The organism is Acidithiobacillus sp. TH-A117 (genome assembly GCF_057473465.1).
In genome coordinates this window covers 1-13,222 of sequence record NZ_JBYCKQ010000026.1, presented here as the reverse complement: position 1 = coordinate 13,222, position 13,222 = coordinate 1, and the positions used below count along the sequence as shown (strand labels likewise).

11 protein-coding genes and 1 pseudogene are annotated in these 13,222 nt (G+C 54.0%); 7 read left to right on the top strand and 5 right to left on the bottom strand.

Annotated features, from left to right (window positions below):
- Positions 1-24 precede the first annotated feature (24 nt).
- From AC2VLR_RS05880 to AC2VLR_RS05870, 3 genes are read left to right on the top strand one after another with little or no spacing between them, the layout of a single operon-like run.
- Positions 25-756 (top strand): ABC transporter ATP-binding protein, encoded by a 732-nt coding sequence (locus tag AC2VLR_RS05880; protein WP_486881277.1) that lies wholly within the window; start codon positions 25-27, stop codon positions 754-756.
- The gene (locus AC2VLR_RS05875; RefSeq protein WP_486881276.1) at positions 753-2,978 is read left to right on the top strand and encodes a CPBP family intramembrane glutamic endopeptidase; all 2,226 of its coding nucleotides are present in this window, start codon (positions 753-755) and stop codon (positions 2,976-2,978) included. The genes AC2VLR_RS05880 and AC2VLR_RS05875 overlap by 4 nt, the downstream gene beginning before the upstream one ends.
- A gap of 33 nt (positions 2,979-3,011) precedes the next feature.
- Positions 3,012-3,821 (top strand): hypothetical protein, encoded by an 810-nt coding sequence (locus AC2VLR_RS05870; protein ID WP_486881275.1) that lies wholly within the window; start codon positions 3,012-3,014, stop codon positions 3,819-3,821.
- A gap of 45 nt (positions 3,822-3,866) precedes the next feature.
- On the opposite strand, the gene smc is transcribed toward AC2VLR_RS05870, so the two are convergent.
- On the bottom strand, positions 3,867-7,313 hold the full coding sequence (gene smc, locus AC2VLR_RS05865) for a chromosome segregation protein SMC (RefSeq protein ID WP_486881274.1): 3,447 nt from the start codon (positions 7,311-7,313) through the stop codon (positions 3,867-3,869).
- A gap of 61 nt (positions 7,314-7,374) precedes the next feature.
- Between smc and queF the strand changes: the two genes are divergently transcribed.
- Positions 7,375-7,800: a preQ(1) synthase gene (gene queF, locus AC2VLR_RS05860; RefSeq protein WP_486881273.1), complete on the top strand. Its 426-nt coding sequence runs from the start codon at positions 7,375-7,377 to the stop codon at positions 7,798-7,800.
- An 11-nt stretch (positions 7,801-7,811) separates the two neighbouring features.
- Positions 7,812-9,230 (top strand): FGGY-family carbohydrate kinase, encoded by a 1,419-nt coding sequence (locus AC2VLR_RS05855; RefSeq protein ID WP_486881272.1) that lies wholly within the window; start codon positions 7,812-7,814, stop codon positions 9,228-9,230.
- On the opposite strand, the gene AC2VLR_RS05850 is transcribed toward AC2VLR_RS05855, so the two are convergent.
- Positions 9,227-10,000 (bottom strand): DUF481 domain-containing protein, encoded by a 774-nt coding sequence (locus tag AC2VLR_RS05850; RefSeq protein ID WP_215844665.1) that lies wholly within the window; start codon positions 9,998-10,000, stop codon positions 9,227-9,229. The genes AC2VLR_RS05855 and AC2VLR_RS05850 overlap by 4 nt on opposite strands.
- A 21-nt stretch (positions 10,001-10,021) precedes the next feature.
- On the bottom strand, positions 10,022-10,447 hold the full coding sequence (locus AC2VLR_RS05845; protein ID WP_486881271.1) for a tetratricopeptide repeat protein: 426 nt from the start codon (positions 10,445-10,447) through the stop codon (positions 10,022-10,024).
- A gap of 153 nt (positions 10,448-10,600) precedes the next feature.
- On the opposite strand from AC2VLR_RS05845, the gene AC2VLR_RS05840 reads away from it, so the two are divergent.
- On the top strand, positions 10,601-11,551 hold the full coding sequence (locus tag AC2VLR_RS05840) for a cation diffusion facilitator family transporter (protein WP_486881332.1): 951 nt from the start codon (positions 10,601-10,603) through the stop codon (positions 11,549-11,551).
- 8 nt (positions 11,552-11,559) lie between these two features.
- Here the strand turns inward: AC2VLR_RS05840 and AC2VLR_RS05835 are convergent, their stop codons facing one another.
- Positions 11,560-12,075, bottom strand: a complete 516-nt coding sequence (locus AC2VLR_RS05835) for an AAA family ATPase (protein WP_486881270.1) — start codon at positions 12,073-12,075, stop codon at positions 11,560-11,562.
- A gap of 195 nt (positions 12,076-12,270) precedes the next feature.
- Positions 12,271-12,537: a superinfection immunity protein gene (locus tag AC2VLR_RS05830; RefSeq protein WP_215844667.1), complete on the bottom strand. Its 267-nt coding sequence runs from the start codon at positions 12,535-12,537 to the stop codon at positions 12,271-12,273.
- A gap of 495 nt (positions 12,538-13,032) precedes the next feature.
- On the opposite strand from AC2VLR_RS05830, the pseudogene AC2VLR_RS05825 reads away from it, so the two are divergent.
- Positions 13,033-13,222: pseudogene (locus AC2VLR_RS05825) on the top strand (MotA/TolQ/ExbB proton channel family protein); the annotation flags it as partial.

The window sequence follows — 13,222 nt, the reverse complement described above, 5'->3', positions numbered from 1 at the left end:
GTAAAAACCGGTTCAGGAGCCGCAATGTCGAACCTGGAGAACCCTGCACAGGACTGTCCCTTATTACTGTGCAGGGATATCAGTAAAAGCTACGGACAGACCGTCATCCTCCAGAATGTCAGTCTGGAATTACCGGCTGCCCAAATCGTGGCATTACTGGGGCCCAATGGGGCGGGTAAGAGCACCCTCCTCACCTGCCTGACTGGCCTTGTTCTGCCCAATCACGGGGACATCCAAATATTGGGGCAAAATGTTGCCCAACTGGATGTTCAAAGGCGCATTCAAACTGGCTACGTTCCCCAGGAATTTTCGGGATTTTCCTGGTTGCGGGTACACCAGCTTCTCGAACTGATTGCCGGTTTCTACCCTGCGGCAGATCGACACTGGAAAAAACTGGAAGACTGGGCAGATCTGGATCCCGCGAAAAAGGTCCAGGAACTTTCCGGGGGACAACGGCAACGCCTGGCCATTGTGTTGGCCATGCGCCACCGTCCCCGGGTGCTGCTGCTCGATGAACCGGTTTCCCAACTGGACCCACAGGCCCGTCAGGATTTTCTCAGTCTGCTCCATGAGCATGTGCAGGAGCGGGAAGCAGCCGTATTACTGTCCTCCCACATTGTGTCCGATCTGGAACGCATCTGCTCACGGTTTTTGGTACTGCATCATGGCCGGATGCTGGCAGACTGGCCCCGTCAGACCTTACAGCCCGGGGAAACCGAAGCCCGCTTTCTGGAACTGACCCGGGAGTTGTCATGAGCGGCATCTGGCGCTGCCTGCATCCGCGTCTGCTGTTCCAGAATAACCTGAACCTCTTTGCAGGAGTTGGCTTTTTTTTGGCGGGTTCAGCGGGTATTTTTGCGCTTAAAGCGGAACATCCACACGCTTTAAACGCTTTTTTTTCGATATTAGCCTTGTCCTTATTTTTCATCGCATCGGGTTTTTTGCTGCACTACTGGCGCCTGATTTCCGAAGACCTGTTACGTCTGCTCCCCGACTTTCGCCGACAATCCAGAAACCTGTTTTTTGCCCTGCTGCTGACCATCATGATCCTTTTTGGGGTGGAAGTGCTGCAGATTCCCATCCTTGCGCCCGGCGCTTACCTGTTCAGTACCTATATTGTTTTCTGGGCCGCGATATTTGCCCTGTTGTTGAGCCTTGGGGGCTATCGCAGACAAGATCGCAAACCCTGGCAGATTTTTCCCCTGTTGACCATCTATCCGGTGCTGTATTTTGCCCCTGCCAGAAAGGCATTTCTGGCCATACCGGCTTTTCTGGATTGGACGCTGGGGACAGTCCTGCTGCTGCTCATCGCGCTTTTGATGAGAAAAACCCCGCAGGAGTGGCAGGAATACGGGAGAGCCCTCTTACATTTTCCCAGGGAATTTCGCCTCCGTGGGATAGTCTGGGCAAATTTCTGGCGCTGGATGCCCGGCTCCTGGCACAGCCCAATCCTTGATACAGCGCGACGCCCTCTAGGGATTCCGGCAGTTCTGTTGATCCAACCCCTGGCACCACTGCTCATTCTTGGGCTGGAATATCTGCGCTTGGGTGCAGTGCATCTATCCGCCCTGTTACCATTTTTTCCGGTACTTTTTCTGATTCCAGTTATGACCTGGGGGGCCTGGCCACTGCGGGTATTTGACTGGCAATATCTGATGCTGACGGGCCGTTTTGGTGGTAACCACGGGCAGGCCAGCACGCAAATCCTGAAAAGCCATGCCGCTCATACCAGCTTGCTGGCTCTGGCACTGCTGTTCTGGCCTGCTTTGATACTCATTTATCTAGGCTATCCTGCCCTGCAAATCATCATGATTTTGTGGACCTTATATTGCGGCATGCTGGTTATGGCCTGGGCACCCATGGGCGCCATCGGGCTGGGAATTACGGGAATCTGGCAGCAACTCATCATGATCCTCTCTTTTATGCTCGATGCTTTTCTGGTCGCGCGTACAGGACACTACTGGTTTTATCGTCATCTTATTCATGTGCCCTTTCATCTCCGTGGAACAAGCGTGTTATTGCTTCTGGCGCTACTCAGTGCGAGCATTGCTGCCTTTCTGGCGTGCCGCAAATTGCAACATAGTGACTGGAATCTCACGCACTATACGGGCAAAAACGTTCCGCTTTTACAAGGCATCCAGCAATCAGCAACCATGGCGGGGAACAGCCACATTCCGCACAAATCCCTCTATTTGCGCTGGGGACCCTGGTCCGCCTTATTACTGTTTCTCGCATTTTTCCTGGGCCAGGCCATTATTGCCGTTATCATCATCATGGCGCGAGACTTTGTACTCGGCATACAATTAGGCATCCATTACGCCGCTCTCCACGAAAAAATACCCCATCTGGTCGAGCAAAAAGCCTTCCATACCATCGGTAGCCCATTGCGCATTTGGCTTGGCATTCTCGGTTATAGCCTATCTGCGCTGGCGGTATTGGTTTTTCTGTTGCGCACCTTTCCTAAAGCCGCCTGGCTCAGCGCCAAAAACAATGGTTTGGCCTGGTGCGCACCATCTCGTCCCTCCGGCTATGGGCTGGCCATTTTGCTGGCTCTGGGTCTCGGGCTGATCGCGCATCTGCTTTTTCAGGCTTTTCCGCCTCCCGATCACCTGAATCCTCGTTCTTTGGGTCTTTTCGAAGGACTGAAAGGTTCCGGCTTCACCCACTATGTGGTTTTATTGCTATTGATCGTGATTGCTCCCTTTGCCGAAGAAATCATTTTTCGGGGGGCCATTTATGCCGGCCTGCGCCGTCGCTTTTCAGTCACCTGGTCCGCAATTTTTGTGAGCCTGTTATTTATCCTCGCCCATATCCCCAGCAAAATCGAGCAGTTTCACTATCCACCCGCTCTGATTATTATTGCCTTATTGGCGGCGGCATTGATTTTTCTGCGCATCCGTTATCGTTCCCTCTGGCCGGGAATACTGTTGCACATGCTCTGGAACAGCAGTGGATTTTTATTGCTGCTCTGGCAGTGAAGGTTTACTTTATTCGCTCTACAGGATGATTTTATGAATGAGTTTAACACAATGTCACCGCACAACCCGACTTATGCCAGCGCTATTACTGGAGGATTTCACCTTTTAAAGCAAAAATATTATTCTCTGGCTGGAACCCTGATACTCCTGATGATACTTTTAGGGATTGGCTTTGCCATAGATTTATTACTCAACCGCATTCTCCCTGCATATATTGATTTATGGCGATTCCCGTTAAACTTATGGACTACCCTGCTCGATATGGGATTGTTCTACATTATTGCCAAAACGATTACTAACAACCACTGGAACACAGGTAATTTATTTTGGGCGTTCCGACAGCAAGAGGCCTGGTTAATTGCCATCGTATATTCTATTATTGCCAGCATTCTGAATATGGGTTTGCCCACGGTCACGCCCGGTCAAAAATTACCGAATGATTGGTTTATGCATCCCCAGGTTGGCATGATCTTATTTATTTTGTTCTTTTTAGGGATATTAGCCAGTTATATACTCATGCTCTATTCGGCCTATGGCGTAGAAATAAAAAAGGCCGTCACTCTCAGTTTGCAGATTTATGGAAAAAAATGGAAATGGTTGTTATTTCCGCTGGTTTTGTCAGCCCTGCTTTTGATAATTTTGTTGGGCATCAGCATTATTCTGGGGTTGCTCGCTGCTTTATTAGTATTTATATTTAAATACTTAGGATTCATACTTGTTGGTAAAATTATTATTGGCGTATTTTTTGTGGTCATTTTCGTCGCCATCATGATAGCTTTTATTATCTGGATGTATGCCAGCATGATCATAGCCAGTAGTGCTTTATTAGCTGATATAAACTAGCTCCAAACCGATTTTATCGGCGGTATATAGCCTGACACAAGATCGTCATTGCGTAGTTTCGGCAGCTGCGGCCAGGGTCGCGGCTACGCTGACGGGAACAATGCGGGAAATGCCGGGCTCGGTCATGGTTACACCGATGAGTTGTTCCCCGACCTGCATGGTCAAATTACGGTGGGTCACGATCAAAAACTGGGTTTGCGCCGCCATTTCCTGAACCAGATGGCAGAAACGGCCGACATTGGCATCGTCCAGGGGAGCGTCCACTTCATCGAGTACACAGAAAGGCGCGGGATTCAGGCGAAACAGGGCAAATACCAGGGCGATGGCGGTCAAAGCTTTCTCGCCGCCCGATAATTGCTGCAGGCTCGCATTACGTTTTCCGGGGGGTTGCGCGCGCAACACCAGGCCCGCATCCAGCAAATCGTCTCCCAGCAGACTGAGGGCTGCCTGACCGCCACCAAAAAGAATGGCAAAGAGAACCTGCAATTCCTGATTGACCTGTTGCAGGGTATCAGCAAAGCGGCTGATGGTTTCCTGATCCATGGCCGCCATGGCTTCTTCTAGGCTGTTGAGAGCGCTTTCCACATCCTCCATCTGGGCCAATAAATTGCCCCGGCGCTCTTCCAGTTCCTGCAGTTCTTCTTCGGCCGCCAGATTGACATTACCCAGACGCTGAATGGCGCGGGCAATGCGCTCCTGTTGGTCCGGCAATGCACCGGGGTCGGGGCAGGGGCCGGGATTTTCGCCGAGCTGCTGCGCCAGTTCTGCGGCGCGGAGAGCATTTTCTTCCAGACGCACCTGCACTGCCGCTATTTCCTGTTCGGTCAACGCCAGATTTTTTTGGAGATCGCGCAGTTGGGTTTCCAGGGGATGGCGTTGCTGCTCCAGTGCGCGAATCTGTTGATCCAATGTCTGGGCAGAATTCTGCTGATCTTGCACAGCCGCCTGCTGGGCCTCCCGACGCGCCTGAATACGCGTCTGATTGGCCTGCAAACCCGGCAGTTGTTGCTGTAGTCGTTCCAAATCCTGCTGCTTGCTGGATCTGGACAGCGCAAGATGTTGTTCCTGTTGCTGCAGATCATCCCGACGTTGCTGCGCGGCCACGGATTCGGTTTGCAATTTTTGAATCTGCAAGGCCTGTTGCTGACGTTGCTCCCGCAACCGCCCAAAGGCCGTGCGCAATTCCTGCACGCGGCGCTTGTCCACTTCCGCCGCTTGCAGGATGGCGCGCAGGGCCTGCTCCTCTTGGCTCCAGTGTGATTCTTCAGTGGTCAGGGATTGGCGCAACTGACTCAGGCGCGCCAAAATGTCGGCTTTTTCTGCTTGCAGTCGCTGCTCTTCGGCCTGACGCTCGCTCCGTTGCCGTTCTTCCGTTTCGACGCGACTGCGCAAACGCACCAGCATTTCCCGTTCTTGCGCCATTTCCCGTGCGGCATTCTGCGCTTCCTGTTCACTTTCCCGCAAGGACTGCTGAACATTGCGAAGCGCTGTTTCGACTTCGTTCAGGGCCGCTTGTGTAGCCAACGCCTGGATTTCGGCAGCAGCCAGCTGTTGTTCATTTTCTTCCAGCTCGCGACGACATTGCAGCAGGCTGGCCGCATCTTCCTGTTCAGGAAAAACCACGGCCAAGGGATACACGATGACCCCCTGGGGGGTAATCCAGGCTTCTCCGGTCTGCAACTGCCGCCGCCGGGCAAGGGCTGTCGGCAAATCGGGCGCAGTACGCAAGCCGCGCAGCCAATCTTGTACCCCGGTCTGCAGCGCATCGGGAATCTCCAGCATTTTCAGTAGGGCATCGGCGGCAACCGGAACGGGGGTTGTGGAAGATTCCCACAGCGTTGTTGCAGTCGGCTCCGGAGCATCTCCCTCAGCTTGCACCCGCGCAAACAGGCGAGCCTCCAGCACCCGTTCAATGGCGGCTTCCCAACCCTTTTGCACCTGCAGGCAGTCCATCAAAGCTGTTTGGCCAGCACGCATCTCAGGACGGGATTTTTGCAGGCGTTGCAGCAGACTGCTGAGTGCCTTCTGCCGGGCGCGGTATTCCTGAACCGCACTTTGGGCATGTTCGCGGGGTTCACGTAACTGTTCTTGCCGTTCCTGCTGTTGCTCTGCTGTCTTGCGCAAAGCCGTCAGACGCTCGTGGACAGTATTCAGGGCCTGATCGAGTTGTTGTACCCGCAAATCAGCAGCTTCCAGGGCCGGGCGTTCCGAGGGAATACTCTGGGCAAGACGGCTCAGGCGCTGCTCCAGACCCTCTACTTGCGGTTCTAGTTCACGGAGTTGCGCCAGCAGGACTTCTTTTTTCCGGCGTACATCTGCCACATTTTGCTGCGCCTGCTGGCGCAACTGTTCCTGCTCTTCCGCCTGACGCTCCGCTGCCTGTCGCGCCTTGCGGGTCTGTTCTTCTTCCTGGGACAAACTCTCCTGACGCTCCAGCAATGCCTGCAACTGCTCCTGCCGCCGGGTTTCGCTATCCTGTTGGCGTTGCCTTTCCTGCTGGATTTTTTGCTGTTGCTGATCCAGTTGTGTTAACTCGGTCTGCGCTCTTTGAATATGCCCTTTGCTTTCTTTGAACTGGTGTTCGGCTTCACTGAGTTCAGCCTGCACGGTGTACAAATCCGCCTGGGCAGCGCTCAACTTTTCCTGGGCACTGCGCGCCGCTTCGCGCAAATTCACCAGTTGCTGCTCCACCTGCAGGCGGTGTTCATCCAGGCTTAGCTGCTGGCCCAGCGCAGCATCGCGGCGCAGAATCAAGCCCTGGGCTTCACTTTCCAATTCCTGCACGCGTGCGGCCACAGTCCACCATTGCCATTGGCGTTCTTCCACCCGCAGGGCGCGGAGTTTTCGCGCCGCTTCTGCCTGTTGTTGCAGGCGTTGCCAGCGCCCGTCCATTTCACCATGAATATCGCGCAGACGTTGCAGATGCTCCCGGGTTTCCGCCATGCGTTGCGCCGTTTCCCGGCGTCTTTCCTTATAGCGACTGATCCCACCCGCCTCTTCGAGCATGGCGCGCAGATCATCGGGGCGGGCTTCGATGATGCGGCCAATGGTCCCCTGCTCGACAATGGCATAGGCGCTGCTGCCCAAACCCGTGCCCAGAAACAGATCGCCCACATCGCGACGCCGGCAGCGCGCGCCGTTGATCCGGTAATGACCGTCGCCCTTGCGGTCGAGACTGCGTTTGACGCTGATTTCAGCCACCTCGGCAAAGGCGCCCGGGGCACTGCCGTCACTATTATCAAAGCGCAATTCCACACTGGCCAGGGAGGCCGCCGGACGACTGCCGCCACCATTGGAGATGACATCACTCAGGGTGCCACCACGCAACTGCCGGGCGGAGGATTCGCCCAGCACCCAGCGCAGGGCATCTACGGTGTTGGACTTGCCACAACCATTGGGCCCGACGATCACCACCGGATTGGCGCTGATCTGGATACGGGTATTTTCGCGGAAAGACTTGAAGCCTTGCAGAATAATGGCCGAGAGGCGCATGAACGGTCTTTTTTGAGGTAATATACCGAGCTGTCGAAACTTTGATGATGAGGATTAAGCCATGCCCAGTCAACCCAGCAAAGCTCTGGAACGCTTTCCCAACCCGCATCCGGAAAGAGATTACGTCGTCCACATGGATATGCCGGAGTTCACCTGTCTCTGCCCCCTCACCGGGCAACCGGATTTTGCCCATTTCCTGCTGGATTTCATTCCCGGCGAGTATAATGTCGAACTGAAATCCCTGAAGCTGTATCTCTGGAGTTTCCGCGACGAAGGCGCTTTTCATGAAGCCATGAGCAACCGGATTGCCGACGACATCATTCAGCTCATCCAGCCGCGTTATTTGCGCCTGCTGGGACGCTGGTATGTGCGCGGCGGCATCAGTACCGACCTGCTCATCGAGCATCGCCAGAAGGGCTGGGAAAACCCCGAAATCCTGTCCCAGTTACCAACCATCCACTGGACCCGTCAGCAACCCGGTTACTGAAACCATTACAGATGCCTACCTACCTGGGGGTGGATCTCGGTACATCCGGCCTGCGCGGTGTACTCCTCGATGACCACCTGCATCAACTGGCCAGTATCGCCCTGCCCTATCCCGGTCATCCACCTGAAAACTTCACGGACAGCCAGACCTGGTTGTCGGGACTGGAGCAACTGACCCGACAGTTGCGTCGGGCCCATTCCCGGGGCTGGGCCGCCTTACGCGCCATGAGTCTGGATGGTACCTCAGGTACATTGTTGATCTGCAATGAGAACAGTCAGGCTTTAGGACCGGCACTGGCTTATTCCGATCAACGTGCCGTGGCAGAGGCCGACTGGCTCCAGCAACAATGGCCCGCAGGTGGCGTCTGCCTTTCACCCTCCAGTTCTCTGAGTAAACTCTTATGGTTACGCCATCATCATGCCGACTTCCAGCAAACCCGCTTTGTGCAACATCAGGCCGATTGGGTAGCGGCGCAACTGACCGGAAAGGGTGGCATTGCCGACCGGGGCAACCTGCTGAAAATCGGTCTTGATCCGCAAACCAGAACTTATCCTGCAGCATTACTGCGCATCCTGGAAACATTAGACATTGATCCGGCCATTCTGCCTCACGCCGTAGTGGAAGGCAGCACCCTTGGTTTGGTTCAGCCACAATGGGCGGAACGGCTGGGAATGACGACTCCGGTGGAAGTCCGTGCCGGTTGTACCGACAGTGTTGCCGCTGCGCTGGCAGCGGGCTTGAACTCTCCCGGAAAGGCCCTGACCAGCCTGGGCTCTTCGTTAGCATTCAAGTTCGTTCATCCCACTCCACTGAACACCCGGGGCTTGTACAGTCATTATCTGGGCGATTTCTGCCTGCCTGGGGCAGCCTCCAATGCTGGTGCCGGAGCGCTGTTACGGGTTTTCCAGCCGGCGCAAATGGCTGCACTGGAAGCGGCTCTCCGCCCCGCCGAAGCAACGGGCCAATTGCTTTATCCTCTCATCACCAGTGGCATCACCAGTGGCGAACGCTTTCCGATTCGAGCGCCGGGCTGGCCGGGCAGTAATCTCCCGGCCGAGCCCAATGCCCGCAATTTTCAGGCCCTTTTGGAGGGATTGAGTTATATAGAAGCCTGGTCCTATGACCTTATGGAAACTGCAGGCGGAAAAATCTGCGGACCCATCCGCAGTGTCGGCGGAGGTACACGCAACCAGGCGTGGATGCAGATGCGTGCCCATATACTCAAGCGTCCAGTGGAGACTCTCCCTGACGCCGATCCGGCCCGAGGGGTGGCGCTACTGGCCGCCAGCGCTGATATGGGGGGCGTAGCTGCCCTGGAACAGGCCGATATTCTGTCAGGGCAGATTTTTTATCCGGAAACCGTAGCGGTGGAACGCTATGCCCCCTACCTACAACAGTTCCAGGATGAATTTACGCGTTTCAGCGCCTAAAATTCATAGGCCAGATTAATGGTAGTCAGCGTATTCAATGGCTTGTAACCCGGTTGCACCTTCGTGTTATAGGTAGCTATAAAAGCTAGGCGCAGATTTAATGGCCCATATAAAGGGCTGGTCAGGGCCAAAATCGAGTTATAGGTATTCGCGCCATTATCCGCCAGAATGGCATCCACCGCTTCCGACAAATGGGCGTGGGGACTGAACTGCCAGAGATATTTTCCGTAAAGGCGGGCAATGGGATGGTTACTGTAATTGCCGCCAATGGGATGGGACTGGCGCACACCGGCACCGGCTTCTAGGCGCAAATGCGAAACCCGGTTCAGCACAAAAAAATGCCCATAACCCAGAGTTTCATCTGCCCGAAAATAATAGCCATCAAAATGATTGCGGTGATAATTGAGATTCCCAAAAAGATACTGATTGAGGGCAAAATCATAGCGGGTCTGATTACTGACATCGAGGCGGTCTGCACTCACCTCTCCCTGAGAGGTGGCATAATTATAGAGGAGTTTGCTCTGATTCGCCCAAGGCCCACGGTGCCAGAGCAGGTTGTCATCCGTATTCAGATTCAAGGCCTGACTGGTTCCGGTGCTATTACTGAATCCCAGGCCCACACTGCCCGACCACTCCGGCTTTTTAGTGAACGCGTTCTGGCCAATGGCGACAGGATTGACATCCGGTACATCCGCCATGGTCACCACAGGAAAACCCAAAAAAGATGACAACACAGCCGTCATCACCCGCTGTTTATTGAAAAAACCCATAAATTCCTTGAAATGAACAGATTATACAGAAGAATCGAGCAAAAGTTGGGCGCGTTGGGCGACTTCCGGCGGACCGAAACGGGCAGCGGCCTTCCACCAGTGAATCGCCTTATCGATATCGCGGGGTACGCCCCACCCGTGGGCATAAGCCTCACCCAGCATCAGTTCAGCCTGGGGATTAATGTTATAAGCGCCCTTTCGCCACCAATGGGCCGCCTCTTGAAAGTTTTGGGGGACGCCATCGCCTGCAGCATAGGCAAGACCCAAGCGATATTGATCCGGCCCGTAACCATTTTGCGCACCGGCCATCCACTTGGCCAAAACCTGGGGAGTTACACTGGCAGTAGGAGCAGAAGCCACCGAGGGAGCCACACTGGCGGCCATGGCCGTCGCAGGCAATAGCAATAAACCGGCACACAGAACTTTTACAAACAGACTTGAAATCAACACTAACCTCCAACACAGTTGGTTATTGCCCAGCCTAAGCTTTTTCCCTAAGCTTGTGAAGCATGTTGATTCATTCAGATCGATCCATTCAGAGAAGAATAGTCCTTGAGCGAAGCACAATCCCCGACAGAACATCTGCATCATCATCCGACAATCAGGCACCATGACCACGATCATGACCATAGTCATGCCCACCAGGGACATCATCATGGGCATCACCACGCTCCCAAAAATTTTGGTCGGGCTTTCGCCATCGGTATTTTCCTCAATGTTTTTTTTGTCATCGCCGAAGCGTTTTTTGGCGTCATTGGTCATTCTCTGGCTTTGCTTGCTGACGCCGGGCACAACCTCAGTGATGTGCTGGGCCTGGTCATGGCCTGGGGTGCCAGCGCCCTAGCGACTCGCCCGCCATCTCAGCGTTACACCTATGGCTTGCGCAGCAGCTCGATCCTGGCAGCGCTTGCCAATTCCCTGTTTTTGCTGGTGGTCACCGGGGGAATTGCCTGGGAAGCCATTGAGCGTCTGCTCCAACCGAGCCCTGTGGACAGCCGTGTGGTCATTGTTATCGCTGCTCTGGGCGTAATCATCAACTCCGCCACTGCCCTGCTCTTCATGTCGGGCCGCAAGGGCGACCTCAATATCAAGGCGGCCTTTTTGCACATGGCCGGAGATGCGCTGATCTCTTTGGGTGTCGTGCTCGCCGGCATCTTCATGCTGTATCTGCATTGGTACTGGCTGGATTCAGGGGTGAGCCTGGTCATCAGCGCGCTCATCATCCTGGCCACCTGGTCCTTGCTGAAAGAGGCCGCCCGGTTGGTTCTGCATGGGGTCCCGGACAACATCAATACAGATGCGGTGCGTCAGTACCTGCGCGACCTGCCAGAAGTCACTGCCGTCCATGATCTGCACATCTGGGCCATGAGCACCACTGAAACGGCGCTTACAGCCCATCTCGTCATGCCCCGGGGTTATCCTGGCGATGCTTTCCTGACAGATGTCGCGACAGCACTGCGGGAACAGTTCGCCATAGTCCATCCCACCCTTCAGGTGGAAACCGGGGACGAGGCCTATCCTTGCGCGCTGGAACCCGAGCAGAAAGTATAGGTCGCCACTCAAACTCCTTCTATGGCCGCCCAGTACTGTTCTTCCGCGCCTATTTTTTTAAGATGTTCGCGCAGGGCTTCGCCTCCCACGGGGTGGCTTCTGCCCTGATCGCGACGCAATAAATCGGTCAACGGCAGGGCCGGAAAATATTGCAGGGTAAATTCGCTGGCGCCCAACTCGCGCAGCCAGGTCGCTTTTTTTCGTAATTCTCCGGTGTCCAGATGGGTATCGGCCAGAATCAAGGCATCACACTGTTTCGCCAACTCCTGCACACGTTGTTCCCATAACCACTGCACCTTGTTTTCCCAGGCCTGATTCCAGTCCGTCCAGGAAAATGGCTTGTCGGCTTCGGCCTCAAACAGTTCTACCCGAATCATGTCCCTTTCGAGGATGCAGATCCGCAAGGAAGGATGGCGAGCACGCATGGCTTCTGCCCAGGAGCTTTTGCCCGAAGCCGCCGTACCTACCGTAAAAATGATCAACGGAAAATCCTGCTGATCGGTTGATGGGGATGAATCACTCATCAAAAAATTCCTTATTATCAACTACGCTCTTGTTAACCAGTCGGCAGCAATTCAGCAGCGCTGCAGATACACACGGTCTGCAGCGTCTGTAAGACCTTGGGGCGAAGCAGCCTTTATCAAATTACCCGTATTGAACCACAATGAAACAAAAAAACGGCATTCCATGCATTTTATGTTTGTAATTGCCAGCGGTGACTAGCGCAGCCAGGGCTCCTGCCTTTCCGGCACTTCATCATCAAAACTTTCATCCTGCGCGGTGGCCAGTGCCCAGGTCAGCGCTGCAATCCAGGCCAGTATGGTCCAGCCCAAAAATACATTGAGCAGCATGATCTTGATACGTTGCGGACAAGCCATCAACCATGCCAACAGAGTCGGTAGCAAATACACGCCCAGCAGCACGATAAAAGCGATGATCAGCAGTACGACAAACCCGGTAGTGCTGTTCGTCATCCAACGCAACACGAAGCACCTCCACAACAGGAATGCCTTATCATATCGTGATTTCGCCCGGGAAGGGAACATTCATTTTCCATCGTGCGACACCAGCGAACCACCATATAACAATATAAGGCCATAAAAATATTTATATCAATGTTAACCATATGGTTTTATGAGAAATTCTAGAAAATATGAAAAAAAAACGATTTGAAAGAAATTTGTCATCAAACTGTCGTATTACTGTCACATTCCCCTGTTATCGTGTTTGCCACTAAAGGTATAGAACTCTACGAAGCATCCTTGCAGTGAGCGTCTGCGAGGAATGGATAGAGGATAGCCCATGCAACACGCAGTACTGCAGGACAATAACTTCTTTGTTCGTCGTATGCCCAAGTTCCGAAAATTGCTGTTCGGATCAGGGGCAGCTTGCGTATCCGCTTGCAGCAATTTCGCATTACTCACTGTCTCTCCTATTAGCTCGCCATTTCAAGCACACCACGACATGGAGCCAATCATTTTATGAATCTGCAATATCTCATTCACCTCGCCAATTATTCGGACGGGGTTTTGTACATTCTGGGTCTAATGCTGCTGGTGGAGCTGGCGGTGATAGTCGATCGTTTCTGGTATTTGCGGCGCACGATTCTGCGCGGTCTGGTGTTTGTTCAGGAACTGGGGCGCCACGGACGTCTGGATCGGGAAGCCCTGA

Excerpts from the sequence above, each read along its gene's own strand:
- AC2VLR_RS05870 (WP_486881275.1), top strand. The coding sequence starts at position 3,012 with ATGAATGAGTTTAACACAATGTCACCGCACAACCCGACTTATGCCAGC.
- smc (WP_486881274.1), bottom strand. The coding sequence starts at position 7,313 with ATGCGCCTCTCGGCCATTATTCTGCAAGGCTTCAAGTCTTTCCGCGAA.
- AC2VLR_RS05855 (WP_486881272.1), top strand. The coding sequence starts at position 7,812 with ATGCCTACCTACCTGGGGGTGGATCTCGGTACATCCGGCCTGCGCGGT.
- AC2VLR_RS05875 (WP_486881276.1), top strand. The coding sequence starts at position 753 with ATGAGCGGCATCTGGCGCTGCCTGCATCCGCGTCTGCTGTTCCAGAAT.
- queF (WP_486881273.1), top strand. The coding sequence starts at position 7,375 with ATGCCCAGTCAACCCAGCAAAGCTCTGGAACGCTTTCCCAACCCGCAT.
- AC2VLR_RS05880 (WP_486881277.1), top strand. The coding sequence starts at position 25 with ATGTCGAACCTGGAGAACCCTGCACAGGACTGTCCCTTATTACTGTGC.
- AC2VLR_RS05835 (WP_486881270.1), bottom strand. The coding sequence starts at position 12,075 with ATGAGTGATTCATCCCCATCAACCGATCAGCAGGATTTTCCGTTGATC.
- AC2VLR_RS05850 (WP_215844665.1), bottom strand. The coding sequence starts at position 10,000 with ATGGGTTTTTTCAATAAACAGCGGGTGATGACGGCTGTGTTGTCATCT.